This window comes from Metabacillus sp. SLBN-84 (assembly GCF_053629595.1).
Genome location: NZ_JBRJIP010000001.1, coordinates 903,694 through 930,256 on the forward strand (window position 1 = coordinate 903,694; position 26,563 = coordinate 930,256).

The 26,563-nt window shown below is 44.7% G+C and carries 20 protein-coding genes and 1 pseudogene; 18 read left to right on the forward strand and 3 right to left on the reverse strand.

What is annotated here, in order from left to right:
• Nucleotides 1-42 precede the first annotated feature (42 nt).
• The 3 genes from RKD52_RS04415 (at nt 43) to yugI (ending at nt 2,835) form a co-directional block, all read left to right on the forward strand.
• The gene (locus RKD52_RS04415) at nt 43-600 is read left to right on the forward strand and encodes an RNA polymerase sigma factor (protein ID WP_454098817.1); all 558 of its coding nucleotides are present in this window, start codon (nt 43-45) and stop codon (nt 598-600) included.
• Complete coding sequence (locus tag RKD52_RS04420) at nt 593-2,233, forward strand: hypothetical protein (protein ID WP_454098818.1); 1,641 nt, start codon at nt 593-595, stop codon at nt 2,231-2,233. Before RKD52_RS04415 ends, RKD52_RS04420 begins: the two co-directional genes overlap by 8 nt.
• Nucleotides 2,234-2,436: 203 nt before the next feature.
• Entirely contained in the window at nt 2,437-2,835 is a 399-nt protein-coding gene (gene yugI / locus RKD52_RS04425; RefSeq protein ID WP_369734164.1) for a S1 domain-containing post-transcriptional regulator GSP13, read from the forward strand.
• Nucleotides 2,836-3,094: 259 nt separating this feature from the next.
• On the opposite strand, the gene RKD52_RS04430 is transcribed toward yugI, so the two are convergent.
• A complete protein-coding gene (locus tag RKD52_RS04430; RefSeq protein ID WP_029566094.1) occupies nt 3,095-3,328 on the reverse strand; it encodes a DUF378 domain-containing protein in 234 nt (77 codons plus the stop codon).
• Between the two features lie 159 nt (nt 3,329-3,487).
• On the opposite strand from RKD52_RS04430, the pseudogene RKD52_RS04435 reads away from it, so the two are divergent.
• The 3 genes and pseudogenes from RKD52_RS04435 (at nt 3,488) to RKD52_RS04445 (ending at nt 7,035) form a co-directional block, all read left to right on the forward strand.
• Nucleotides 3,488-4,652, forward strand: a pseudogene (locus RKD52_RS04435) (iron-containing alcohol dehydrogenase).
• Between the two features lie 143 nt (nt 4,653-4,795).
• Nucleotides 4,796-6,145 carry a glucose-6-phosphate isomerase gene (locus RKD52_RS04440; RefSeq protein ID WP_029566092.1) on the forward strand — a complete coding sequence of 450 codons (1,350 nt, stop codon included), beginning with the start codon at nt 4,796-4,798 and terminating at the stop codon, nt 6,143-6,145.
• 485 nt (nt 6,146-6,630) lie between these two features.
• Nucleotides 6,631-7,035 (forward strand): YugN-like family protein, encoded by a 405-nt coding sequence (locus tag RKD52_RS04445; RefSeq protein WP_454098819.1) that lies wholly within the window; start codon nt 6,631-6,633, stop codon nt 7,033-7,035.
• Here the strand turns inward: RKD52_RS04445 and RKD52_RS04450 are convergent.
• Together RKD52_RS04450 and RKD52_RS04455 are read right to left on the reverse strand one after the other, a co-directional pair.
• Complete coding sequence (locus tag RKD52_RS04450; RefSeq protein ID WP_454098820.1) at nt 7,032-8,024, reverse strand: potassium channel family protein; 993 nt, start codon at nt 8,022-8,024, stop codon at nt 7,032-7,034. The two genes, RKD52_RS04445 and RKD52_RS04450, sit on opposite strands and share 4 nt — an antisense overlap.
• Nucleotides 8,025-8,038: 14 nt before the next feature.
• Complete coding sequence (locus tag RKD52_RS04455; RefSeq protein WP_454098821.1) at nt 8,039-8,281, reverse strand: atypical membrane-integrating protein (Mistic protein); 243 nt, start codon at nt 8,279-8,281, stop codon at nt 8,039-8,041.
• A gap of 140 nt (nt 8,282-8,421) precedes the next feature.
• On the opposite strand from RKD52_RS04455, the gene RKD52_RS04460 reads away from it, so the two are divergent.
• From RKD52_RS04460 to RKD52_RS04515, 12 genes are all read left to right on the forward strand, one after another.
• On the forward strand, nt 8,422-9,729 hold the full coding sequence (locus RKD52_RS04460) for a glycosyltransferase family 2 protein (protein WP_454098822.1): 1,308 nt from the start codon (nt 8,422-8,424) through the stop codon (nt 9,727-9,729).
• 112 nt (nt 9,730-9,841) lie between these two features.
• Nucleotides 9,842-11,155, forward strand: a complete 1,314-nt coding sequence (locus RKD52_RS04465; RefSeq protein WP_454098823.1) for a hemolysin family protein — start codon at nt 9,842-9,844, stop codon at nt 11,153-11,155.
• Between the two features lie 108 nt (nt 11,156-11,263).
• Entirely contained in the window at nt 11,264-12,499 is a 1,236-nt protein-coding gene (locus RKD52_RS04470) for a dicarboxylate/amino acid:cation symporter (RefSeq protein WP_454098824.1), read from the forward strand.
• 245 nt (nt 12,500-12,744) lie between these two features.
• Nucleotides 12,745-14,406, forward strand: coding sequence for a glycoside hydrolase family 13 protein (locus RKD52_RS04475; RefSeq protein ID WP_203288655.1), 1,662 nt, complete (start codon nt 12,745-12,747; stop codon nt 14,404-14,406).
• A gap of 196 nt (nt 14,407-14,602) precedes the next feature.
• The gene (locus tag RKD52_RS04480) at nt 14,603-16,228 is read left to right on the forward strand and encodes a GGDEF domain-containing response regulator (protein ID WP_454098825.1); all 1,626 of its coding nucleotides are present in this window, start codon (nt 14,603-14,605) and stop codon (nt 16,226-16,228) included.
• Nucleotides 16,228-17,280 carry a HEAT repeat domain-containing protein gene (locus tag RKD52_RS04485; RefSeq protein WP_454098826.1) on the forward strand — a complete coding sequence of 351 codons (1,053 nt, stop codon included), beginning with the start codon at nt 16,228-16,230 and terminating at the stop codon, nt 17,278-17,280. The genes RKD52_RS04480 and RKD52_RS04485 overlap by 1 nt, the downstream gene beginning before the upstream one ends.
• Nucleotides 17,255-18,661: a glycosyltransferase family 2 protein gene (locus tag RKD52_RS04490; protein ID WP_454098827.1), complete on the forward strand. Its 1,407-nt coding sequence runs from the start codon at nt 17,255-17,257 to the stop codon at nt 18,659-18,661. Before RKD52_RS04485 ends, RKD52_RS04490 begins: the two co-directional genes overlap by 26 nt.
• Nucleotides 18,654-21,869 (forward strand): hypothetical protein, encoded by a 3,216-nt coding sequence (locus tag RKD52_RS04495; RefSeq protein ID WP_454098828.1) that lies wholly within the window; start codon nt 18,654-18,656, stop codon nt 21,867-21,869. The genes RKD52_RS04490 and RKD52_RS04495 overlap by 8 nt, the downstream gene beginning before the upstream one ends.
• A 23-nt stretch (nt 21,870-21,892) precedes the next feature.
• Nucleotides 21,893-22,261 carry a response regulator transcription factor gene (locus RKD52_RS04500; RefSeq protein ID WP_454098829.1) on the forward strand — a complete coding sequence of 123 codons (369 nt, stop codon included), beginning with the start codon at nt 21,893-21,895 and terminating at the stop codon, nt 22,259-22,261.
• A complete protein-coding gene (locus RKD52_RS04505) occupies nt 22,254-25,112 on the forward strand; it encodes an ATP-binding protein (RefSeq protein WP_454098830.1) in 2,859 nt (952 codons plus the stop codon). The genes RKD52_RS04500 and RKD52_RS04505 overlap by 8 nt, the downstream gene beginning before the upstream one ends.
• Before the next feature lie 84 nt (nt 25,113-25,196).
• Nucleotides 25,197-25,613, forward strand: a complete 417-nt coding sequence (locus tag RKD52_RS04510) for a secondary thiamine-phosphate synthase enzyme YjbQ (RefSeq protein WP_454098831.1) — start codon at nt 25,197-25,199, stop codon at nt 25,611-25,613.
• Nucleotides 25,594-26,511 carry an MBL fold metallo-hydrolase gene (locus RKD52_RS04515; protein WP_454098832.1) on the forward strand — a complete coding sequence of 306 codons (918 nt, stop codon included), beginning with the start codon at nt 25,594-25,596 and terminating at the stop codon, nt 26,509-26,511. Before RKD52_RS04510 ends, RKD52_RS04515 begins: the two co-directional genes overlap by 20 nt.
• Nucleotides 26,512-26,563 lie beyond the last annotated feature (52 nt).

Consider the following 26,563-nt stretch of genomic DNA (forward strand, 5'->3'; position numbering starts at 1 on the left):
CATGCATCTCCCGTTTCACAGGTGTAAGAAGGAGGGCAGATTATGAACGATGATGAATTAGTGCGGCGGGCAAAGAAGGGGAATATGAGTGCATTCAGGGAACTGGTTGAAAAATATACGCCGACAGTCGAGCGGTTTGCGTATCAGCTTGGAAACCGGCGTGATGATATAGATGACATTACCCAGGAAGTATTTATCCGGGTATACCGGTTTTTGGACCAATTTTCAAAGGCGAAATTTTCTACATGGCTTTATAAAATTACTCTCAATGTGACAAGGGATGCAGCCAGAAAGCGCATGTCAAACATGCAGAAAGTGTTCAAAATTCAAAATGAACCTCCGATGGATTATCCTGAGGTGGAATCGAGTGTTATTCAAAATGAGGAAGATAGGGTTCTTCACATGTGCCTTCAGAAACTGGATGAAAAATACCGGATCCCGATTGTTCTGTATTTTTTCCACGAAATGAAATATGAAGAAATCGCTGAAATTATGTCAATAACGCTTTCTGCTGTTAAAACACGCATCCTCAGAGGGAAAACGATGCTGAAAAAAATTGTGAAGGAGCACGAAAAGAAAGAAGGTGAAACACATGGATGATCAGCTTTTTGAGAAACGGCTATCGAGCTTAAAGCAATCCTATGAAAAGCTTCCAGTGCAAACATCGGCTGATCATATAATGGACCGCATCAAGCTTGAAAAGCAGAAGAATAATCCTTTCTTCAAAGCCAAAACGCTATATGCTGCAAGCTTTGCGGGTGTCATGCTGATAGCGGGGCTGCTTGGTGCACAGCTGCTTGTGCAGAATAATGAGAGAAATGGCGGAACAGGTGAACAGCCTCCTGCTGTGCAGGTGCCGCCTTCTGCTGAAGAAATTGAAGCTAAACGAAGCGAGCTTGACCTCCTGTTTAAGGAAAGACTTGCTGCTTTCAAGGCAGAGATTCAGATGCCTGACGCAGAGCTGTATCCATTTATTCAGGAAGCAGAAGATGCAGTCCGGGAATTTGACGGCAGAAATTCCTATCAGTCCATTCAGGAACTTGACAACTATTTTAAGACAGTCAAGCTGACAGTTGAACAGAACGTCTCATCTCCTGCAGCACAGCTCTCTGCTTTAAGAACAAAGGCAGAAGAAGGAGAAGAGATAAGGGATGCAGAGATCATCAGCCTTCTTGAAAAACAGAGGATGATGGAGGAGTATTTCTTTGAAAAGTGGCTGACTGTTTCAAGCACTCTTCAGTATACGGATGTAATTGCCTTCGCTGAACAATTGAACCAAAAAGGCTCCGATCATCCTGAAGCAGGGCCGGTTATTGAGGAGATCAGAAACAGCGGCTACCGTTTTTATCACGAAGGGGAAGGCATGATCAATTTCCAGCCGGATCTAGAACTCCTTGAAAACGAACTTGACCCTAGCCCGCAAATGAAGAAGTATTTTGAAACGGAAAACCAGGCACAGGTTGCCATGGATGCAGCTCTCGCTGTTCCCGTTAATGAACTGGCAGAGCGGACTGCTGCTCTTGAAGAGTTCATTCTGCAGAACCCAAACTTTAAATACCGTGAAAAATTAAAAGAGCGCTATGAGTTCTGGCTCACCGTCCTGCTTAAAGGCCTCAACAATACTATGGCTGTGGATGAGCAGCTCAGACTGAAAGAGGAATGGAAATCCGCCTTCGAACAGCTCATGAAAGACTATCCGAATCGTGAGACGACATCAGCTGTATCGGCATACTATGAGTTTTTGAAAGCGCAGAATTTCGCCTTCAAATCACAGGAGGAATATTGGCAGTATAAGGTGAACGTGCCCGAGAGCCTGAAGCCTGAGGTATCTTTCTTCAGGGGAAGAGAGATTCAGCTCCTGCCAGTATCAAGCAGCATCCAAACTGCCTATCGCGCCTATACTGACGGGGACAGCACAGCATTGAACGAGCTGCAGCCGGCTGACGTGCTCCGCCTTTATTTGTACGCCACAGTTACCGGAGATGAGGGGACTGCTTATGATCTTATGGCAAAAGACGAATCTGCACCTTCAGAAGAAGAATTTAAAGCAGGTCTAGAAGAGAAAGCCAAACAGTTCCGGGCTCTTTCTGCAAATACGGTTAAACTGAATGAAACATACAGCGAAGATGGCAGCTCAGCCGTATTTGAACTGATTCACAGGGATGGTTCGTCAATGAAGATGACCGTAAAGATAAATATAAGTGACTATACATCTAAGGTTGTGTATAACTAATGAGAAACCGGGCGGGATTCTGCCCGGTTTTTTTGGGGGTTTTTGGCGTTTTTAAGTAAACGGTGATTTTGTTAACATCATGAAAGCCAACAGCTTATTACTTGACAGTAACTAAATTGTTATTGTAAAAACAGGCCGGATATGATATAGTTTTAAATTGCGTATATTAAACGAGAAAAATCAACTTATATAGGAGTGTTACCATGAGTACAAAATTCGAAACAGGTTCTGTTTACACAGGCAAAGTAACAGGAATCCAGCGCTACGGTGCGTTTGTTGCATTAGATGAGTCTACACAAGGACTAGTTCACATTTCTGAGATCGCACACGGTTTTGTTAAAGACATTAACGAACAGCTGAAAGTAGGAGACGAAGTACAAGTAAAAGTACTTTCTGTTGACGAAGCAGCAGGCAAAATCAGCCTTTCTATCCGCGCAACTCAAGAAGCTCCTGCACAAACAGAAGCTCCAAAGAAGCCTAAAAAGCGCCAGGCTACAGTAAAAGCTACTCCAGCTTACACAAACGAAACTCCACAAGGCTTCAACACGCTTAAAGAGAAGCTTGAAGAGTGGATCGAGCAATCAAAACAAACAAACAAATAAGCACGTGAAAAGAATGCATCCGGCTGGATGGATTCTTTTTTTTGCATGAAAAAAGCACCGGATCAGGATCCGGTGCTATTTCTGTGCTTAAAAATATAATTTGTTCAAGGTTGCGGAAAACATGATAAAGGTATCTTCGGTAAGCGGAAGCGCCTAAATCCTCAGTCATAACAAATCCGACGGAAAAATCAAAACCGGACTTTTCCGTCGGATCCTTATCTGCTGATCGGATTTAACCAAGGCCCTTCCGCTTTTGATCTTAGCGTGCTTCCGGTTTTGGTTCTGTACGGCCGAGCTCAGCTGCCGGCTTGAAGAGAATGGCAAGGTTGATTAAACCTGCGATTCCGACAAGTCCATAAATAATTCTTGAAAGGGCAGCATCCTGGCCGCCAAAAATAGCTGCCACTAAATCAAATTGAAAGAAGCCGATTAGCCCCCAGTTGATTGCTCCGATAATCGTAAGTACAAGTGCAATACGCTGTAATGCGCTCATGCTGATAACCTCCTTGGATGTAAGAATTCACTAATAGAATGCGGAGATGTCATCGAAATTATTCACATGCTAAAAAAAAGCTTTTACAAGCGCATTTCTTGCAAAAAACATTCCAAACAGGTCATACTTATTTTATAAAAAGTAAGGAGGCGATTGATTGTGGAAAACTTTACATACCATAATCCAACGAAATTAATTTTTGGAAAAGACCAGCTACAGCAGCTTCAGACCGAGGTGCCAAGGTACGGCAAAAATGTTCTCCTGGTTTATGGCGGAGGAAGCATTAAACGAAACGGACTGTACGACAAAGTACTTGCTGAACTTGAGAAAACCGGATCAAACGTCTTTGAACTTTCCGGTGTAGAACCGAATCCAAGACTTTCAACCGTTCACCGCGGCGTAAATATCTGCAAAAGCGAAAACATTGACTTCCTGCTTGCTGTAGGCGGCGGAAGTGTCATTGACTGTACAAAAGCCATTGCGGGCCGGAGCTAAATATGACGGAGATGCGTGGGACATCGTGACCAAAAAGCATACTCCTTCAGAGGCTCTTCCGTTTGGAACTGTTCTGACGCTTGCTGCGACAGGTTCAGAAATGAACGCAGGTTCCGTTATTACAAACTGGGAAACTCAGGAGAAATACGGCTGGGGAAGTCCGCTGACATTCCCGAAATTCTCAATCCTTGATCCTGTCAACACGTACACAGTTCCTCAGGATCAAACCGTGTACGGCATGGTTGACATGATGTCTCACGTATTTGAGCAATATTTCCATCATACAAAAAACACGCCGCTTCAGGACCGTTTCTGTGAATCGACTCTGAAAACAGTCATCGAAACAGCACCAAAATTGATGAAAGACCTTGAAAATTATGAGCTCCGCGAAACGATCCTTTATTCAGGAACGATCGCATTGAACGGATCTCTTCAGATGGGCTACCGCGGCGACTGGGCAACACACAATATCGAGCACGCTGTCTCAGCTGTTTATGATATTCCTCATGCCGGAGGCCTTGCCATCCTGTTCCCTAACTGGATGAGACATACGCTTGATGAGAACCTTGAATGCTTCAAACAGCTTGCTGTCCGCGTGTTTGAAGTGGATACAGAAGGCAAATCAGACCGCGATGTTGCGCTTGAAGGAATCGACAAGCTCAGCGCATTCTGGAGCAGCCTTGGAGCACCAAGCCGCCTGGCTGACTACGACATCACAGACGAGAAACTTGATCTAATTGCAGATAAAGCAATGGCGAACGGCGAGTTCGGCAACTTTAAAAAGCTGAACAAAGAAGATGTTCTTGCCATCTTGAAAGCTTCACTTTAATGGCACAGGCACCCTGCATCTGCAGGGTGTTTTCATTTATTTTTAAATGATCGCGTTTTCATTTTTTGGTCCGCTTGATTTACAAACACAGTTTCGTTAAAGTGAAAGAGGATTAAAATTTTAGGAACGATGGAGGAACTGCAATGACACATGTTCGTTTTGATTACTCAAAAGCGCTGTCATTTTTTGGTGAGCATGAGCTTACATACCTGCGCGATTTCGTAAAAGTTGCGCATCACTCAATTCATGAAAAAACAGGAGCGGGAAGCGACTTCCTTGGCTGGGTTGACCTTCCTGAGGCATACGATAAAGAGGAATTTGCACGCATTCAAAAAAGTGCAGAAAAAATCAAATCTGATTCAGATGTTCTTTTAGTCGTTGGAATCGGTGGATCTTATCTTGGCGCGCGTGCTGCCCTTGAAATGCTGAACCACTCTTTCTACAATGCATTGTCTAAAGAACAGCGCAAAACGCCGCAAATCATTTTTGTCGGCAACAACATCAGCTCTACTTACATGAAAGACCTGATGGACCTGATTGAAGGACGCGACTTCTCAATCAACGTCATTTCAAAATCAGGCACAACAACTGAGCCTGCTCTTGCTTTCCGTATTTTCCGCAAGCTGCTTGAAGAAAAGTACGGAAAAGAAGAAGCAAAAACACGCATCTATGCGACAACAGACAAAGCCCGCGGTGCTTTAAAAACACTTGCTTCAGAAGAAGGGTACGAGTCCTTCATCATCCCTGATGATGTTGGCGGACGCTACTCTGTTCTCACTGCTGTCGGCTTGCTTCCAATCGCTGCTGCAGGAGCGGATATTGAAGAAATGATGAAAGGCGCAGCCGCTGCCATGAACGATTTCTCAACATCTGAGCTTGAAGAAAATGCTGCTTACCAATATGCAGCCGTTCGCAACGCGCTGTATAACCGCGGCAAAACGATTGAAATGCTCATTAACTACGAGCCGGGTCTTCAATATTTCTCAGAGTGGTGGAAACAGCTGTTTGGCGAAAGTGAAGGAAAAGACCAAAAAGGCATTTTCCCTGCTTCAGCAAACTTCTCAACAGACCTGCACTCAATGGGCCAATACGTGCAGGAGGGACGCCGTGATCTTTTTGAAACCGTCCTTAACGTTGAAAAACCGCGTCACGAGATTACAATCGAATCAGAAGAAAACGATCTTGACGGCTTGAACTACCTTGCAGGCGAAACAGTTGACTTCGTCAACAAGAAAGCTTTCCAGGGTACGATGCTTGCTCACACAGACGGAGGCGTTCCAAACCTGATTGTGAACCTTCCGGAAATGAACGAGTACACATTCGGCTATCTTGTCTATTTCTTCGAAAAAGCCTGTGCGATGAGCGGATACCTGCTTGGCGTGAATCCATTCGACCAGCCGGGTGTTGAAGCTTACAAAGTAAACATGTTTGCTTTGCTTGGTAAACCAGGATTTGAAGAGGTTAAAGCTGAGCTTGAAAAGCGTTTGAAATAAAAGTAACTGGCAGCCCGGAGTAATTTAACCGGGCTGCTTTTTTTGCGGGGAAATACGGGGAAATAAAAGCAGGGCCTGTGAAGCCAAAAATTGATTTCGGTGGGTAAGCTTGGGCAGGACAGGGTAAGCAAAAGGATGAATCGTACCCAGCAAGAGCGCAAAATAGCATGGACAGGGTAAGCAAAGGGAAGAATCGTACCCAGCAAGAGCGAAAAACGGCATGGTCAGGGTAAGCAAAGGGAAGAATCGTACCCAGCAAGAGCGAAAAACGGCATGGGCAGGGTAAGCAAAGGGAAGAATCGTACCCAGCAAGAGCGAAAAACGGCATGGACAGGGTAAGCAAAGGGAAGAATCGTACCCCGCTAAAAGCAAAAAACGGCATGAGAGGGTAAGCAAACCTTCCGAAATATGTCATTCCCTCCGCTTCCCTTCCTCATAAAAAACAGTTATCAGGAGAACCTACTTTAAAAAGGAGGTCGAATCTCATGATTGAAATTCCATCCAAACTGCAAGGGAAATCGTTCAAGCTGTACCATCTTGAAACACAATTAAAGCCGCTTGGCTATGCAATCGGCGGGGGCTGGGACTATGATCACGGTTCGTTTGATTATAAGATTGATGATGAGGTGGGCTATCAGTTTTTGCGTGTTCCGTTTACGGCAGCTGACGGCCAGCTGGATTCGCAGAATACAACCGTCACGCTCTCAAGTCCCTACTTGCTTTCGCACAAATATCAGATAGGTCTTGATGACAATGTTCATATTGGAAATGTAAAGGCATCGTTTGACCAGTTTCAGGAGCCGCAGGACAAAGATGCCGATTTTCCGGAGAAATATATAGATGCAGGCAGGGAGTTGGTTAAAGAGCTTGAGGATCTGCTGCTTGATTAATGAGTAATCATAATCAGAAGATCCTCTTCTTTAAGAATCTGGGAGATCGGCGGATTAAGTTTCGTCTGATCTCCTTTTTTGATGCCAATTAGCAAGTATTCTTTTTCAAGCATAGAGTGGCTAGCATCGTGAAAGGTTTTTCCCACTAGCTCAGGAGGAATCGGAATGATTTTAAAGTAGTTTCCGTTGGCGGGATTCAGTTCTGAATATACACTCGACAACCCGTACTTGGCCAGGTAGCTGTTCATCATCAAGTGGCTTGAAAGCTGATAGGATTTGATTATTTCATCAGCTCCCGCTCTTTTGGCATTATTCACATGCATCCCGGTAACAAGCTCGACAACCGTATAAAGGTCAGGGTTCATGCCTTTTAAGGCAAGCAGGATTAAAATCGACTGCATGTCGGCATCCGTTTCACTTTTATACTGATCGGCCGTAATGATGGCAGCATCAGCTTTTTCAATGTTTGCTTTGATCAGTGTCCGGTCAATAGTGGGATTGCCTTTAATGAAATGCAGATTTTCAATTAATGGAGACTCCTCGAGCGTGTCATCAATCAGCACGATGTTTTTATAGGGCTTTACCTTCTGCAGAGTCTCAATAAGCTCATTTGATTTTTCATTCCATCCAATAATCACGACATGATTACCATATTTGTAGGCCGTTTCTCCCTTTAGGTAAGAATGCTGCTTCTGAAAAGCTGCCGCCGACAATGTGGCAAAGTAGGTCGTAACAAATCCGGCACCAATAAGGATGAGTACAATGCCTACTGATCTTCCGGCAACCGTTTCTGGAACATAATCGCCGAACCCGACGGTGGATACGGTGACAAGTGCCCACCAGATTCCATCAAAAACGGTCGGGAATACGTCTGGTTCTATTAGGGCTATCACTTGTCCAAAGAGAAGGACAATCAGCATCACGATTAAAATAATGCGCACATATAGAGGCCATCTCAGCCAGTCTACAAGCAGTTTATTTGATCTCAAAGCTCACACCTGCCTTATTTTTTGTTTGGTAAAAATGATAGGACCTCACGGATAATGGCATTTATTTTCTCCGAAACAGTCTCTGTTCCATAGACTTCGATTGCTTTTTCAATGGCAGCAACTGTATCTTCTTTAAATTCGATCACCGGCTTTTCTTCTTCAGCATCATTGTAGAATTGAATGAATACATCAAGCCCCTCATTCATTTTGTCGATGGCCTCGCTAAGTGCAGTCTTTTCCTCATCAGACAGTTTCATCTCATCACTTCCTTGATTTCAAACATGCTTTTATGTAGTATGTGCAAGTTTCTCCCGTTTTTTCTACTTGTTTCGTTTATGTATGCATAGTCAGGGATTGCGGAAGATAAAAGAAAAAACTCGAGTGAAAAGGTTGAGACATGGTGCTAAAGCGATACGTGAGCGTAAAAAAGAAATTTTGGATCAGCCAGACCGCGGCTTTTATGTGGATGCTCTTCTCTGTCTTCCTTTCTCTTCCATGGCTGAGGGAGCTTGCTGAGCTGACGGGGCTGCCGCTAGCCATCTTCATTATTGGCGGCATTGCCTACATACCGGGATTTTTGAATGCCTTTTTGATTACCAGCCTGCTGATTGACAGGCAGCCTCCATATAAAAACAGCAGTCCTGCGATTCCGGTCACCATTTTGATTGCGGCTAAGAATGAAGAGAAGAATATCGGGACGACAATCAGGTATTTGGCCAATCAGGATTACATGGGAAGTCTTGAAGTGATTGTAGTGGATAACGGATCTGAGGACTCCACCACATCAGAAGCCATGGAAGCAGGGACTTCCTATGACATTCCTGTGCGTCTCCTCCATGAAGAAAATCCGGGCAAATATCATGCGCTGAACAAAGGCATCAATGAAACAATGACGGATTTCGTCCTTACTCTTGATGCAGATACGCTTCTGCACAAAAGTGCTGTCCGGCGCATTGTTTCAAGGATGATCAGTTCCCCGGAGGATGTCTGTGCGGTAGCTGGAACCATTCTTGTCAGAAACAGCAGGGAAAATCTTCTGACAAAAATGCAGGAGTGGGATTACTTCCTCGGCATTGCAGCAATCAAAAGGCTTCAGGGTTTATATCAGGGAACGCTCGTTGCACAGGGGGCATTCAGTTTGTACAAAACGTCTGCTGTAAGGAAAATCGGCGGGTGGCCGGAAGCAATCGGGGAGGACATTGTTCTGACATGGCGATTTCTCCATCACGGGTACAGAGTGTATTTTGAGCCTTTGTCTGTTGCGTTTACAGAAGTTCCGGCTTCCTTCCGTCACTTTGCCAGGCAGCGGTCGAGGTGGGCAAGGGGGATGATTGAAGCGCTGAAGGAAATGAAGCCGTGGCATCAGCCGGCCATTTTTGCGAAATTCCTGACGGGCATTAATTTCATCATGCCGTATCTTGATTTTACGTATACCGTTTTCTGGATTCCCGGCCTGATTCTCGCTTTTTTCGGTCATTACTGGATTGTCGGGCCGATGACCCTTTTTGTTCTGCCTCTTACCCTGATCAGCTATTTGAGCATCTATACCTATCAGAAAAAAGTGTTCAGAGAACTTGATTTAAAAGTAAGAAAAAATATCACAGGCTTCTTTTTCTTCGTTTTAAGCTACCAGCTGATCATGGCTCCTGTTTCCGTCTGGGGATACTTTCAGGAGGTTTTCAGGCTGAAAAGAACCTGGAAATAAATAAAATGCTAAAGTAATGCGAAAAAGCAAATAATAGAAGCAAATAAAACGGAATCCGGGTTGCACCTTATGAAAGGAGGTGACCCTTGTCCATGCAGGATGAGGGAACTCTTTGATCGCCACAAATCTAATTCTAGTCGCCCTTTTAATTGCAGCTACAGGCTTTTTTGTCGCTGCAGAATTTGCCATTGTAAAGGTAAGAAGCTCAAGAATTGATCAGCTCGTAGGAGAAGGAAATAAAAAAGCGATTGCTGCCAAAAAAGTAACGGGAAGTCTTGATGAATATCTTTCAGCCTGCCAGCTTGGGATTACAATTACAGCTCTCGGTCTGGGGTGGCTCGGGGAGCCGACCATTGAAAGGCTTCTTCATCCACTGTTTGATTCATGGGGAGTCAATCCGTCGCTGTCAGGAATTTTATCGTTCGTCCTGGCGTTTGTGACGATCACGTATCTTCATGTGGTTATTGGGGAGCTTGCCCCAAAGACCCTTGCCATTCAGAAAGCGGAATGGGTCACGATGAATCTTTCGAGGCCGCTTATTCTTTTTTATAAAATCATGTTTCCCTTTATTAAAACGCTGAATGGGTCTGCCCAGATGATTGTCAAAATGTTTGGCCTGCATCCGGCATCTGAACACGAGATGGCCCATACGGAAGAAGAGCTCCGTATCATCTTGTCAGAAAGCTTGAAAAGCGGGGAGATCAATCAGTCCGAGTATAAGTATGTAAATAAAATATTTGAATTTGATAACCGGATTGCGAAAGAAATCATGGTCCCAAGAACAGAAATGGTTACTGTTGCACTGGAAGATTCATTCGAAGAAAACCTTGAAATCATGAGAAGCGAAAGATACACCAGGTATCCGCTTGAACACGAAGACAAAGACAACATCATCGGTCTTGTGAACATTAAGGAAGTGCTTGATGCGCTTTATATGTCAAAAGACGGCGTGCTCCTTAAAAATTACATCCGGCCGGTGATTAAAGTTATTGAGACCATTCCGATTCAGGATCTGCTCCTGAGAATGCAAAAGGACCGGATCCATATGGCCATTCTTGTTGATGAATACGGCGGAACAGCCGGACTTGTGACAGTTGAGGATATTCTTGAAGAAATTGTCGGCGAGATCCGCGATGAATTTGACATCGATGAACTCCCGAATGTGCAGAAGAAAAGCGAAACCCACTATATTTTTGACGGAAAAGCGCTTATTGAGGAAGTGAATGATCTTCTTCAGACAAACATTGATTCCGAAGATGTGGATACAATCGGCGGATGGGTGCTTACTGAAATGATTGACGTCCAAAAAGGAGATAAAATCACCGCAGAAGGCTATGAATTTACTGTAACGGATATGGAAGGCCATCACATCATATCACTTGAAGCCAAAAAGAAAATAGAAGCAGCCGCAGGCGATCCTGAGTGATTGCCTGTTTTTTGTGCCGCTGAAAATTCCAGTAAACCTTTCTTGAAAAAAGTCCATTCCTCTGATAGCATTAGTTGGTTCTTATTGATATGAAAGAGGGATTTTAACATGAAAGCTTACCGTTTTCCGCTTATTTTGCTTTCATCAGTCGTGATTGGCGGTATTATCGGACTGATGTTTGGCGAAAAAGCTGTGTTTTTAAAGCCGTTCGGCGATTTGTTTTTAAATGCCATGTTTACGGTTGTTGTACCGCTTGTCTTCTTTACGATTGCTTCATCCATTGCAAATATGGGAGGAACGAAGCGGCTTGGAAAGATTATGGGCAGCATGCTCGCTGTGTTCCTGTTTACAGGATTGATTGCAGCCATTTACATGACGGCTGTCGTAAAAATCATCCCTCCTGCACAAGGTGTGACGCTGCAGCTTGAAAAGCCGGAGGCGATGGAGGATGTAACACTGGCTGATCAGATTGTCAGCACGTTTACGGTTCCTGATTTTGTCGAACTGTTCTCAAGAAACAACATGCTTGCGATGATCGTTTTCTCCGTATTGGTCGGGCTGTCTGTTTCCATGATCGGGGAAAAAGGAAAGCCGTTTGCAAGCTTTCTCGCGTCCGGTTCTGAAGTGCTGATGAAACTTGTCTCCATCATTATGTACTATGCACCGATCGGACTTGGCGCTTATTTTGCAACTCTTGTCGGAGAATACGGGCCGATGCTTCTCGGCACCTATTTCAGAGCAGGTGTGATGTATTATGCAGCAGCCTCTATTTACTTTATCATTGCGTTTACGGTTTACGCATTTATTGCGGGCAGAAAACAGGGAGTGACAGTCTTCTGGAAAAACATGCTGTCTCCGACAATCACTTCTCTTGCAACGTGCAGCAGTGCAGCATCCATCCCGGTTAACCTTGAGGCGACGAAAAAGATGGGTGTCAGCGCAGATATCAGAGAAACGACCGTACCTTTGGGAGCCGCTCTTCATAAAGATGGTTCTGTTCTTGGCGGCGTCCTGAAAATTGTCTTCTTATTCGGTATTTTTGACATGAGCTTTTCAGGATTCGGGACGATTACAAGCGTGATCTTAGTAGCCATCCTTGTCGGAACGGTCATGGGAGCGATCCCGAGCGGGGGAATGATCGGCGAAATGCTCATTCTGACGCTTTACGGGTTCCCGCCTGAAGCGCTGCCTATTATAGCGGCGATCTCAACGATCATTGATCCTCCTGCAACCATGCTGAATGCTACAGGCGATAACGTCAGCAGCATGATGGTGTCCCGCATGGTCGAAGGGAAGAACTGGCTGAAGAAGAAAACAGCTGAAGTCAGCTCTAAAATTGCGTGATTAGAGGAGAAAGCTATCCAGAGAGGATAGCTTTTTTCTTTTGATGCGGTAATACAGGCAGTTTCTCCTCTGCACTCAGCGTTTTTTAAGGAATTCAAAGGAAATTGTTCAATCTTTAACACAATTAGAGTATAATACTTTTTAGTAATGAAAACTTAGCATAAATGTAAGCGAATACTTTTTACTTGAAACACTTCCCCGTTCGTCTTACTGGACGTTAAGGTTGAAATAAAGGAGTGCTGTATATGAAAAAAATGTGGTGGAAAGAAGCGGTTGCCTACCAGATCTATCCAAGAAGCTTTATGGATTCGAATGGGGACGGTATCGGCGATATCCGCGGAATTATTTCTAAACTCGATTATTTGAAGGACTTTGGAATCGATGTCATCTGGATTTGTCCGATTTTCTCTTCTCCAAATGCAGATAATGGGTACGATATCAGCGATTATCAGGATATCATGGCTGATTTTGGAACAATGGAAGACTTCGATGAACTCCTGGCAGAGGTCCATAAAAGAGACATGAAGCTGATTTTGGATCTTGTTGTTAATCATACAAGTGATGAGCATCCATGGTTCATTGAATCACGCGAGTCAAAAGACAATGAAAAGCGCGACTGGTACATCTGGCGCGACGGCAAAAACGGCAAAGAGCCAAACAACTGGGAAAGTATTTTCAGCGGTTCTGCCTGGGAGTATGATGAAAAAACAGATCAGTACTACATGCACGTTTTTGCAACAAAGCAGCCGGATTTAAACTGGAAAAACCAGGACATGAGACAGGCTGTTTATGAAATGATCAACTGGTGGCTTGATAAAGGAATCGACGGCTTCCGTGTAGATGCGATTTCCCACATCAACAAAAAAGAAGGGTTCCCGGATCTTCCAAATCCAAACGGTCTTGATTTTGTTTCATCATTCGATTACCACATGAATGTTGAGGGCATTATGGAGCATTTGAGCGAGCTGAAAGCGCAAACGTTTGCACGTTATGACATCATGACAGTCGGCGAAGCGAACGGCGTTAAGCTTGAACAGGCAGAGGACTGGGTCGGCGATACAAACGGAATCTTCAACATGATCTTCCAGTTTGAGCACCTTGGCCTTTGGGACAATGGACTTGAAGGATCAGTTGATCTTGTCAAACTGAAAGAAACTCTTACTAAATGGCAGAAGGGCCTTGATGGAAACGGCTGGAATGCTCTTTTCCTTGAAAATCATGATCAGCCGCGTTCTGTTTCAACATGGGGCGATGACAAAGAGTATCTTGTAGAAAGCGCAAAAGCACTTGGCGCTATGTACTTTATGATGCAGGGTACACCGTTCATTTACCAGGGACAGGAGCTCGGCATGAAAAATGTTCACCTTCCATCCATCGATGATTACGACGATGTAGCCATGAAAAACCTTTACCGCATTGAAACGGCAAAAGGACGCTCACACGAAGAAATCATGGAAATCATCTGGCATAAAGGCCGTGACAATTCACGTACGCCAATGCAATGGAATGATGAGAAAAACGGCGGCTTCTCAACAGGAACTCCTTGGTTCGGCGCCAATGAAAACTACAAGGAAACAAACGTTGAAAAGCAGCTGAAAGATGAAAACTCTGTCTACCATTTCTACAAAAAGATGATTGATCTGCGAAAAGAAAATGATGTCCTTGTTTATGGAACATATGACTTAATCCTTCCAAAGGATAAACAAATTTACGCTTATACCCGTACGTTTGAAGGTAAAACAGCGTTGATTATTTCGAATATCAGCAACAAGAACGCATTTTATCAGTACAGCGGTCTGCCGCTTTCAAGCGATAACCTAGTGCTTCAAAACTATGAAACAGATAAGCACAACCACACAACTTCATTTACATTAAAACCGTTTGAGACACGTGTATATATCTTTTAATGTTAAAAACTGCCTATAAGGATGATTCCTTTAGGCAGTTTTTTTTAGGATGAAAAAGGAGGAATCCGGGCTTTTCGGGTGCTTTCTGATCTGTTGTGCCTGCGCTTTTCTTAACGGGGACTTCTGGATGTTTCCAAATGTTTCTTGCAATAGTAAAATGATGAAGTTGAACTTATAAGTGTCAGGAGAGGTCTAATTGAAGAAGTACAAACAGCGCCTGCTGAAAAAAATAAGAGAGCAGATTGACAGATGGTATGGATACCAGCACGCAGTTGAACAGGATGAGGTCATACGTTTTCTGCACTCGCTTGCAGGAACAGCTCCAACGATCGGAATGGAGCAGGTGGGAAAGGCTGCAGCGGCACAGCTGCTTCTGACGGAAAAGCGGAAGAGAGACACATGGAGGCTGTCCGAACTGCAAAACCTTCTTTTTCCGCTGATATCAGCATGCTATGAAGCAGAAATGGACATTGAGGAAGGGACTGTGCCAAACAGGGAAAAACGCATTTCTTCAGGAGACGAACTTATTCTGCTCATAGATGATGACATTACCCTCTTAATGTATTTAAAGGAAGAACTGGAACTGCATGGATTTACGGCGGCTATATTTACAGACTCAGACCGTGCCATGAAAGCCTATTACGATCTCGCTCCTGACTGTGTGGTGATTGACAGACATATGAAACAGGAAAACGGGTTTGAGGTTGTTGTGCAGCTGAAAGAACTGATGCAGAAAAAGTATGTACCTGCCATTATGATCAGCGCAGATGCATCAAGGGAAACGAGACTTGACAGCTATAGATACGGTGCTGACGATTTCATCCTAAAGCCATTTGATCTGGAAGAATTTTTAGTCAGGGTCAGACGCCAGATCGAACGGAAAAAGCAGCTGGAAGAATTGATTGTCGTTGATGAACTGACAAAGGTGTATAACAGAAAATTTCTGAATCCAGCCTACACAAGGCTTGCAGCGCGCATGAAGCGGGAGGGGAGCTTCTTCACGCTTGCTATGCTTGATCTTGATTATTTTAAAAAAATCAATGATACATACGGTCACCTTGAAGGCGACGAAGTATTAAGAGAATTCTCCCAGTGCCTGAGAGACAACTTGAGAAACAGTGATACGGTCATCCGGTACGGCGGGGAGGAATTTATTATCCTGCTTCCCAATGCCGGTCAAAAAGAAGCAATGGAAGTCATCGGGAGAATTAAGGAATCGTTCTCAGCCCACGTTTTTAAGCGTCCGGATCATACCTCATACTCCTGCACATTTTCGGCAGGGTTAATGGCCGTCCCGCCTGAACAGGCTATGAGTGTCGAACATGCAATTGAATGTGCGGATGCCGCGCTCTATCAGGCAAAAGAAAATGGAAGAAACGCAATCGCGGTTTACCGGTCAACTGTGACAGAGCCAGTTGAAAAAGTGCTGAATGTTGCTGTTGTTGATGATGATCCGATTATAAGAACCATTCTTGAAGATGTGTTCCGGAAGAGTCCTCTGCTTGATCAGTACTGTCTGAATATCGGATTGTATGCAGACGGCATGGAATTTCTTGAAGCGCACCCTTTCAGCAAAAGGGAAAATCACTTTGTCGTTCTGGATGGAATGATGCCCAAAATGGATGGCACAGAGGTCCTGCAGAAAATAAGATCTCTGCCCAACCAGCATTTGTTCACGGTCATGATGCTGACATCCCGCAAAAGCGGAAGAGATGCGGCGAGAGCCCTGCAGCTTGGCGCGGATGATTATATGACAAAACCGTTCAGACTTGAAGAGCTTGAAACCCGTCTTTATCATCTTGCAAAAAGGATGACGAAATAATGGATGTCCTGACGCCCCGTCAGCTTTTTTGGCTTCTGGTCTGGTCGTTTCTTCTGCTGACAGTTCTGCTTGTCTATTTATCTGCAGCGAAAACCATCAGAAAAAGAAAACAAAAACGCCTGATCGAATCTAAAGAAGCGTGCAGACTTGCCCTTTTCAATTATCTAAGAGATGATTCAGCCGAATTTCAGTATCCGGGCAGGCATGCGCTGAGTGACCTGCTGCTTGAATACAGCAATGTTCTTCAGGATGAAAACATGCAAATAAGAATGACAGCTCTTGCAAAAAAACATTTGACAGGATGGCTGAAAAAAGAATTGAAGTCTTTTAGCTGGAGCTCAAGAATGAATGCACTCTATATCATTGAAAATATAAGACTCTATCATTTGCTTGAAGAAGTAAAGCAGCTTGCCGGAAAACGTCATTTGACGACTGAGGAAGAAGCGGTGATTTCAAGAATTCTTGCCTCGTCCGGGGATGAGGGCTTTCTTGAACAAATGATAAACAGCAGCAGGCATTTATCGGATTTTACCATCGTGAGCATCCTGCAGAACTGCGGGCCTGATCATCTCCGCATCTTTTATCAAACATACGGGGACCTTCCTGAACGCTTAAGGTACAATCTGATTACTCTAATAGGCGATATGCAGCTGTTTGAACAGAAAAGCCTGATTGAACAGCTGCTTATGAAAGGTGACGAGGAAGAAAAATTGAGGTCTTTAAAAGCAGCTGCTGATATGGTCCTTCCAGTAAAACCGGCCATCATTGCACCTTTTATCTATTCGCCTAACTGGCTTGAAAGAATGATGGCGCTGAAAGTGATTGGCTCATTGAGAGCGGAAGTCTTTTTAGAAGCTGCGAAGGATCTCCTTTCTGATAAAGAATATATGGTCAGGCTGGAAGCAGCCAAAACCATCTTTACATTTAAAAACGGAAAACAGCTGCTTGAGGAAGTCATTCATCATTCGGATGATCTTTTTGCAAGAGACATGGCCCTTGAGTGGATTACAAAAGGAGGCGGCAGAAATGAGTCTGTTCGATACAATTCTTGAGACGTCAGCCTGGGTTCTGCTCGGCTATATGTGCTTTGTCGTTGCTGTATATGGCGGAATGCTCATCGTCTCGCTTTTAACGGTGAGAAAACAGTTCAACCTGAATAAAACCGAACCATATGAGGAGCTTCTGCATTCGGTTTATACAAAGCCCGTTTCCATTCTTGTCCCTGCCTATAATGAGTCAGCGGGAATATACGGAACGATCCGGTCTCTTATCAGTATTGAATATCCTGAATATGAAATGCTTGTCATTAACGACGGATCAACAGATGACACACTCGAGAAATTAATTGTGCGTTTTCAGTTAAAGAAAATAAGCCGGGTTGTGAGAAAACAGCTGAGTACAAAGGAAATCAAAGCAGTATATCAATCAGATCTTTATCCCAATCTGTATGTAATTGATAAGGAGAACGGCGGAAAAGCAGACGCTCTGAATGCAGGGATTAACTTTTCCCGTTTCCCTTACTTCTGTTCCCTTGATGGTGACTCCGTCATTGAAAGAAATGCGTTTCTGAAGGTGTTAAAGCCGATAATTGAATCTGGGGATGACGTCATTGCCACAGGAGGAAGCATCCGGATTGCAAATGGATGTACGATCCGAAACGGTGAGCTGACTGCGGTCGGCCTGTCTGACAAACCTCTGGTTGTCATGCAGGTCATCGAATATTTACGGGCGTTTCTGGCTGGAAGAATCGGCTTAAGCAGGACAAATCTGCTGCTGATTGTATCTGGTGCTTTTGGCGTTTTTTCAAAACGGTGGGTCATTGAAGCCGGAGGATATTCCCATACAGTCGGAGAAGATATGGAGCTTGTCGTCAGGCTTCACAGAATGATCAAGGAAAGAAAGCTTAATAAAAAAATTGTCTATGTCCCTGATCCCGTTTGCTGGACAGAGGCGCCTGAATCGGCAAGATTTTTAAGAAGACAGCGAAAGCGGTGGCACAGAGGCCTGTTTGAAAGCATCTGGATACACAGGAAGCTTCTATTGAACCCAAAATACAAATCAATAGGACTGATTTCGATGCCCTATTATTTTTTCGTTGAATTTTTAGGGCCGATTGTGGAACTGGCGGGTTATATCCTCTTGATTGTTGCCTGGTTCAGAGGCGATGTTTATGTGGACGTGGCTCTAATGTTCTTCCTTTTGTCTGTGATTTACGGTTCTCTCTTCTCTGTTGCGGCTGTTCTGCTGGAAGAATGGAGCATGGAAAAATACCCCCATGTCAGCCAGCTTTTCGTGCTGTTTGTCTACGCCATGACAGAATCTTTCTGGTACAGGCCGCTGACAGTGTTCTGGAGAATAGAAGGAATAATTGATGTCATAACCGGAAGAAAGGGCTGGGGAGACATGGTCAGAAAAGGAGTTTCAAGTGAATAAAAAAATCGGAGTACTTGTTTGTGCGTGTCTTGCTGCCTCTGTCCTACTCTCGGCACCCCTCTGGCACTGGCTTTTCCTGAAGGATACGGAAAAACTTCCAATGCTGATTCTCAACAAAACAGCGGAGGATGATACCCTCAGAGAGCATAAAGGAATCACCTGGCTGTTAAATCATCTGAAAAAAACGAAGGAAGACGGAACAAGCTACAGCCTGGCGGGTGATTATTCAGGCTATGTGCCTGCTTCAAAAAAGATCCGCGAACTTCCAGGTGACCTCAGCCATTATTCGCATCTTTACCTGGCAGACTCATACGGGGTGCGTTCAAATAAGTCCGGAGAGTTGATCTACGGAGGGATGACCCTTGAGGAAGCAGACAGAATCCAGCAGTCGGTCAAAACAAACGGCCAGACCATTTTTGCGGAATTTAATACGTTTGCCGAGCCCACAGAGCCAGAAGCGAGAAGGAAACTTGAAGACTTATTTGGATTGGAGTGGACCGGCTGGACGGGGCGGTATTTTTTGGACCTTGGAAGCGACGAGGTGCCGGAATGGGTTAAAAGATCCTATGAAACGCAGCACAGCAAAACGTATCGCTTCAGCGGGCAGGGGCTGATACTCGTCAGTGAAAAAGAAGAGCTCATGATCGTTCCTGAGGAAGACTTTGGCGGAAAGCATCCTTTGAGCTTTTCTTTTACAAAGCAAGGGAAAAAGGAACTTGGGCTTGATGCTGAACTGAAGTACAACTACTGGTTTGACATCATGGAGCCTGCAGGAGCAAAAGTTCTTGCCTCCTATCATCTGCATGTGAATGCTCAAACAGAGGCGAAGCTCTCGGAAAAAGGAGTTCCCCTCTCTATGCCGGCAGTGCTTCATCATTCAGGCCGGGGCTATGATGCCTATTATTTTGCAGGGGACTACGCAGATGCGAATGATATACCTGACTTTTATCAGGCATCGGGAATAACAGACTGGAAAAAACTTACCTCTTCCGATAAAAAGGGGAGAACGGACGGATTTTTCTGGAAAGCATATGTACCTATGATGAAAACCATTCTTGAAAAAGACAGACATGAGGAAAAGAACCGAACGATCAATCACGATGTTTCGGAAGCTGATGGGACGAAGCTCACTGCCAGGACTGGGAAAGAACGTCTGCAGGTCTTTAAGGAAGGACGCTGGCAGGACATTCTCATAAAAGGAGTGAACATGGGAATTGCAAAACCCGGATCATTTCCCGGCGAAGCAGCGATTTCAAAAAGCGAATATGCCCGCTGGATCCGGCAGATCGGAGAGTTGAACGCCAATGCCATCCGGATCTACACCATTCATCCTCCCGCATTCTACGAAGCATTATATGAATACAATCAGAAGGCGGAGGAGCCGATTTATCTTTTTCATGGAGTCTGGGCAGAAGAAGAACAGCTACTGGAAAAGAAAGATGTATTTGATACAGAAGTGACAGAAGACTTTAAAAAAGAGATGAAGAGAATTGTGGATCTGATCCATGGAAATGCGAAACTCGCAGAACGGCCCGGACATGCTTCGGGAGAATATACGGCCGATTTGTCGCCCTATGTTCTCGGCTGGATTCTTGGAGTGGAATGGGATCCTGATGTGGTTGCATCAACCAATGCGAAGCATCCTGATAAGACATCCTTTCATGGTGCATACATAAAGACAGCAGAAGCTCAGCCCTTTGAAGTCTGGCTTTCAGAGATCATGAATGACACAATCGCCTATGAAAAAGAAACCTATCACTGGACGAGGCCCGTGAGCTTTACGAACTGGGTGACAACGGATCTATTGAGCCATCCGTCAGAACCTCTTAAAAAAGAGGATATGGTCTCTGTAGATCCCAATGTCATGAAGTCTTCGGGACCGGCGGGACTTTTTGCTTCCTATCACATCTATCCCTATTATCCGGATTTTTTAAATTTGGAAGAAAAATATGTTTCCTACATTGATCACAGGGGAGAAAAGAACAATTACGCAGGTTATTTGGCAGATTTAAAGACACGGCATGATATGCCGCTTCTGGCTGCAGAATTCGGCATCCCTTCATCAAGGGGAATGACGCATAAAAATGTTCACGGGAAACATCAGGGATTCCACAGCGAGCAAGAGCAGGGTGAAATGGTAAGTGCTCTTTTCGAGGATATCGTTCATGAAAATCTTGCAGGCGGGCTGATTTTTTCCTGGCAGGATGAGTGGTTCAAACGGACGTGGAATACGATGGATTATGACAACCCCGACAGACGGCCGATGTGGGACAATGTGCAGACGAATGAACAGAATTTCGGGCTGCTGGACTTCAGCCCGGGAATGCAGGATACAATGATCAAGCCTGACGGGAAGACCGGTGACTGGGAGGCAGGCAGCCATTCCCCCGTATACTCAGATTCATCCGGCTGGGTAAAAGATATCTATCTGACAAGTGACGAGCAGGGACTCATTATCCGGATGGACCTTCAAAAGGGAAAGTGGAACGCGGGACGCCACAGCCTGAATATCCTCTTTGACACAGTTCCGGATCAGGGTCAGGATCATCCTCCTGAGCAGGAGTACATAAGTGCTGCAGGAACGGATTTTTCCGCCGCCATAGATCCGGAAGGAGAATCAAGGCTTTTGATTGACAGCTATTATGACACGTTTTACTACCATTACGGCCAGCAGCTGAAGATGATTCCCGAGGTGCCTTATGCAAACAGTAAAAACAACGGCATTTATCACCCGATCAGACTAACATTGAATAAAAAACTGACGATAAATACAGCAGAAGGCAGACGGGAAATTCCTTTTTCTTTCTACGAAACAGGGCTTCTTGAAAAAGGAAATGCCAATCCTGATGACCCTGACTATCTTTCCCTTGCAGACTATCAAATAGACGAAAAAACAAACACAGCCGAAATCAGAATTCCCTGGCTCCTGCTTAACATGAAAGACCCAAGCACGCGCGAGGCGATGGGGGATATATGGAGAGGCGGAACAGCAAGCAGCGTCAACACAAAAGGCATTCACCTTGCGTTTCTTTTAATAGATAAAAGAACGGGGAACATTGAGGGAACTGTTCCGGAGATTAAAAATGAAGATCTCCCAAAGGAAAAATGGCTCTTCTATACATGGGAGGAATGGAACGGCCCATCCTATCATGAACGACTGAAGAAATCCTATCCAATTGTGCAGAAAACGTTTAAAGAAATAGAGTGAACCGGGACAAGGAGGCACAGACAATGGCCAGAATTCTTCTTGCAGAAGATGAGGAAGTTCTTCGCATGCTTATAACAGATACACTTGAGGATAACGGGCACCAGATAGATGAAGCATCAGACGGGGAAGAAGCATACAGGCTTATTCAGCAGCATGAATATGAGCTGATCATCCTCGATTATATGATGCCGGTGTACACGGGTATGGAGCTCATTAAGAAAATCAAGAAGCATCCAAAACAGTCCGGAGCGAAAGTGATGATGCTGAGCGCCAAAAGCCAGGCTGCCGATCAGCAGAGCGTCCTCAAGGCAGGAGCGGATGAATTTGTTTCCAAACCATTCAGTCCGCTCATGCTTATGGACAAAGTGGAGGAGATTTTAAGCAGTGATTAATAGATTGGTAAAGAAGAGTGTCACGAGGCAATTTGGGCTGATGGCAGCAGCGGCAATTATTCTGTTTTCCATAGTAATTGGCGTTTATGTCTTCTGGCAAAATGCCATAACTGAAGAATTTAAAGAACGCAACCGTCAGCTTGATTTGAAAGAAAATGCAACGATTGTCCTGAACGATTCCTACAATAAGGCGATTTCCGAATTCAGGGCCTACTTCGCCTATGGTCAGAACGGCAAAAACAAACTTTATTACAACAGGGGAATGGAACAAAAAGAGACCGTCCTGAAGGCATACGAAGATCTGGAAGCACTTGCTGAAAATGACTATGATCTTGCCTTTCTTCAGCAGGCAAGCACCTTTTATCAACTCTATTTTCTGGATCTTCTTCCGAAAACGGTAGCAGCATATGAACGGGGAAATACATCCGAAGTAACCAGAACAGCTGTTGAAGGAGGATCTGAAAGAGTAAGAGTTTTTCAGACAGGACTTGAAGATTACAGTGCCAAAATTGATCGGGAAATCAATGAAAACAGGGAGCAGTTTACCGGCAGCCTGTTTATCAGTCAGATTTTGTTTCTTATCGTGCTTGTTTTCATGATTGGCACGCTGATTGCGATGATTAGAAGATATTTGAGAAAAATGCAGGAGCCTCTTCAAATCCTTACAGCTGCAGCGGGTGAAATTGCAGCAGGCAAGGATGTCATTTTTGACAGCAGCTCAAACCGGCAGGATGAGCTGGGGCTTTTGCATGTTGCTTTTTCAAAAATGAGCAAAAGCATTGCTGAAAAAGAACAGGATTTAACAGCTCAGAATGAAGAACTGATCGCCCAGCAGGACGAACTTCAGGTTCAGCAGGATGAACTGCGTTCAGCTCTTGAAAAAATGTGGGAAAGAGAGTCGCAGCTCACACTCCGTAATGAACTAAGCAACAGCATAGCAAATACACTTGATAAGCAAAAGCTTTTGATAAGCATAATCACTGCCATGTGCCGTATTTCAAAAGCAGATAGGGGCATTGTCGTCATGGCTGATCAGCCTGAACACTATGCAGCGGTATCACTGTCAGAAACGGCGGTCAGAACCATTCTTGGCAATATGAATTCAGGGCTCATAGATGGAGTGAAAAAGACAAAGCAGGCAAAAGTCTATAAGCGTCTTGCAGATCCTGAGGAAACCGGATACCACGAATCACCGCAGTATTCCTATGATCTTTATCTGCCGGTTCTCTCATCCGGTGAACGTACGGAAGCGATCATGATCTTCACGAAGTTTAATGAGGAGTTCGGTGAAAAAGAGATAGCTGAATACACATCAATGACCAAAAACATTGCTCTTTCATTGGACAAGCTGAAGCTTTACGAGCAGGCTGAACAGGACAGGGAAATGGTCAGACACATTCTGAATACCATCCATGAGGGCATTCAGCTGGTTGATCTGAACGGTGTAAGTCTGCAAGTTAACACAACCATGAGCAGCATGCTTTTATGCAGAGGCGAGGATTTGGCTTTTGCCTCATTTGATGAATGGTTCAGCCATTTCTCTTTTGTCGTGTCAGATCCTGTGGAGCTTGGGAGATTTTTGGAAAGGGTCATTTTTTCGCGTGAACCTGTGCAGGACAGCTTTACCTATAGAATGAATAATGGGACCGTAGTAAACCTTTATGCAGAACCGTTATACAGGAATGGACGGCGCCTTGGAACGGTAATGGTCCACCGCGATATTACGAAAGAGTACGAAGTGGATCAAATGAAGTCTGAATTTGTCAGCACGGTCAGCCATGAGCTCAGGACCCCGCTTGCAAGCGTCCTTGGCTTTACGGAATTGCTGCTGTATAAAGACCTGAAACCGGAAAGAAGGAAAAAATACTTATCGACCATTTATCAGGAAGGTAAGCGTCTGACCAATCTAATTAACAATTTTCTTGATGTTCAGAGGCTGGAATCAGGTAAACAGACCTATGAAAAGAGGCTTGGCGATCTTTCCGTCATTCTCGGGGAAGTCGTTGAAGAACAGCAGATCCTGACATCAGATCACCGGTTTTATTTTCATACAAGCGCCAAAAACGCCATGGTTCTCGGAGACAGAGATATGTTAAAGCAGGCCTTTCAGAATCTTGCCGGAAACGCCGTCAAATATTCTCCGGACGGCGGAAATATCTCGGTTATTCTGTTTGAAGAGAATGGTTGGCTGAAAGTGGAGATAAAAGATGAAGGGCTTGGAATTCCTGAAGATGCAAAGGACAAATTGTTTACGAAATTTTACCGCGCAGACAATTCCGACCGCAGAAAAATTGGCGGAACAGGCCTTGGACTCTCAATCGTGAAAGAAATCATAAAAGCACACAGCGGCGAGATTTCCGTTCATTCAAAGATTGGGGAAGGAAGCACGTTTACTGTTTCATTGCCATTGCATGATGCCTCAGGTCATTCACCTGCCCCTGAAACTGATGGATCGTCATCTGCCAATATCCTGATTATTGAAAATGACGAAAACTTTGCAAGTCTGCTTAAAGCAGAGTTTGAGGAAATGGGACTAAGCACAGCCGTGATGCTGAGGGGCGACCAGGCTCTGGAAGAGGCGGTTTCACTGAGGCCGGATGCTGTCGTTCTTGATATTTTGCTTTCTGATGATGATTTAAACGGGTGGGATGTTCTAGACCGATTAAAACAGGTCCCGCATCTTGCAGAAATTCCAGTTTTTATATCAACAGCTCTTAATGAAAAGGATAAAGCAGCAGACCTTGGCGCAGCAGGCTGTTTGATTAAACCGTATCAGCCCGGTGAACTAATAAAGCTTGTCATAAAAACGATTCTGGACCGAAAGAGCAGTCTTTCCGAGATGGAACCCTGAGTACAGGGTTCGTTTCTTGTATCATCCTTTGGAAATAAGCTATCCTTTAGAAAAGGAAGCATTAAAAAGAAAGGGAGGATGAACGTGCTTAAATCATTTAAACTGGAAACGAAAAGCAGAGATCAAATGATTGATATCACTGTACAAGTTGAGGACTTGATTCAGGAATACGGCTTCAAGGAAGGAACTGCTGTCATCTATTGTCCGCACACCACTGCAGGAATCACAATCAACGAGAACGCGGATCCTGATGTGAAAACAGACATGATCAGACGCTTTGACGAAGTCTATCCGTGGTTTGAAGAAAAGGACAGGCATGCGGAAGGGAACACCGCTGCTCATATGAAAGCGAGCACAGTCGGCTCTTCGCAGCATGTGATTATTACAGAAGGGCGTCTGTTGCTCGGAACTTGGCAGGGAGTCTACTTCTGTGAATTCGACGGGCCGAGAACCCGGACATTTTATGTAAAGGTGCAGGCAGATGGGGAAAAGATATCGTAACTTAGACGGAGTGGAAAATACGAAAAGCTTCTCTGATTTCAGAAAATGGATGAAGGAGCGAAAAGCGAAAAAGAAGGATTTGTCGGTCTCCATTGAAAGGCTGGATAATCCTCAGTCGGAAGAAGTGTCGGCTAACCGTTCAAAAAACAGTGTGACCTGGATTGGCCATTCTACGTTCTTGATTCAGACTGGCGGCATCAATATCCTTACTGACCCGGTCTGGGCGGAGCGGATGGGCATGCAGAGGAGATTGACGAAACCAGGCATGCCAATCTGGGCACTTCCGGAAATTGACGCTGTCCTGATATCTCACGGACATTATGATCACCTGGATTTTGCATCGATCAGAAAGCTCAAGGGGGACCCGGTTTTTTACGTGCCCGAAGGTCTTGGTGCTTCCTTCAGAAGAAGAGGGTATAAGAACGTGAAAGAAGCTGCGTGGTGGGAAGCCTATGACAAAGAGGACGTCAGATTTACATTCGTTCCTGCTCAGCACTGGACGCGCAGAACCCTGTGGGATACAAATACTTCCCACTGGGGAGGATGGGTCATTGAACACAGGGGCCACTCTATTTATTTTGCCGGTGACTCCGGATACTTCCGCGGCTTTAAAGAAATTGGAGAAAAAATGTCTGTCGATGCCGTTCTGATGCCCATTGGAGCTTACGAGCCTGAGTGGTTTATGAAGGTATCGCACATCAATCCCGAGGATGCAGTCACAGCGTACCTTGATTTGAACGCGAAAGGACCGTTTGTTCCCATGCATTACGGTGCATTCAGGCTGGCCGACGATACAGGACCTGAAGCTTTGGAGAGGCTGCTTGCAGAATGGGAGAAGCGTGCACTTGACCCTGATAAGCTTAACGTCATGAAAATCGGAGAAACATGGTGGATGTGAGCATTGATGAAAATCAGTGCTTTTTTTTGTTGTGAAATAAGAACATCAGCTT

Bases quoted from the DNA above. Each gene is read 5' to 3' on its own strand.
- RKD52_RS04415 (WP_454098817.1), top strand. From the start codon at position 43: ATGAACGATGATGAATTAGTGCGGCGGGCAAAGAAGGGGAATATGAGT.
- RKD52_RS04420 (WP_454098818.1), top strand. From the start codon at position 593: ATGGATGATCAGCTTTTTGAGAAACGGCTATCGAGCTTAAAGCAATCC.
- yugI (WP_369734164.1), top strand. From the start codon at position 2,437: ATGAGTACAAAATTCGAAACAGGTTCTGTTTACACAGGCAAAGTAACA.
- RKD52_RS04430 (WP_029566094.1), bottom strand. From the start codon at position 3,328: ATGAGCGCATTACAGCGTATTGCACTTGTACTTACGATTATCGGAGCA.
- RKD52_RS04440 (WP_029566092.1), top strand. From the start codon at position 4,796: ATGACACATGTTCGTTTTGATTACTCAAAAGCGCTGTCATTTTTTGGT.
- RKD52_RS04445 (WP_454098819.1), top strand. From the start codon at position 6,631: ATGATTGAAATTCCATCCAAACTGCAAGGGAAATCGTTCAAGCTGTAC.
- RKD52_RS04455 (WP_454098821.1), bottom strand. From the start codon at position 8,281: ATGAAACTGTCTGATGAGGAAAAGACTGCACTTAGCGAGGCCATCGAC.
- RKD52_RS04460 (WP_454098822.1), top strand. From the start codon at position 8,422: ATGGTGCTAAAGCGATACGTGAGCGTAAAAAAGAAATTTTGGATCAGC.
- RKD52_RS04470 (WP_454098824.1), top strand. From the start codon at position 11,264: ATGAAAGCTTACCGTTTTCCGCTTATTTTGCTTTCATCAGTCGTGATT.
- RKD52_RS04475 (WP_203288655.1), top strand. From the start codon at position 12,745: ATGAAAAAAATGTGGTGGAAAGAAGCGGTTGCCTACCAGATCTATCCA.
- RKD52_RS04485 (WP_454098826.1), top strand. From the start codon at position 16,228: ATGGATGTCCTGACGCCCCGTCAGCTTTTTTGGCTTCTGGTCTGGTCG.
- RKD52_RS04490 (WP_454098827.1), top strand. From the start codon at position 17,255: ATGAGTCTGTTCGATACAATTCTTGAGACGTCAGCCTGGGTTCTGCTC.
- RKD52_RS04500 (WP_454098829.1), top strand. From the start codon at position 21,893: ATGGCCAGAATTCTTCTTGCAGAAGATGAGGAAGTTCTTCGCATGCTT.
- RKD52_RS04515 (WP_454098832.1), top strand. From the start codon at position 25,594: ATGGGGAAAAGATATCGTAACTTAGACGGAGTGGAAAATACGAAAAGC.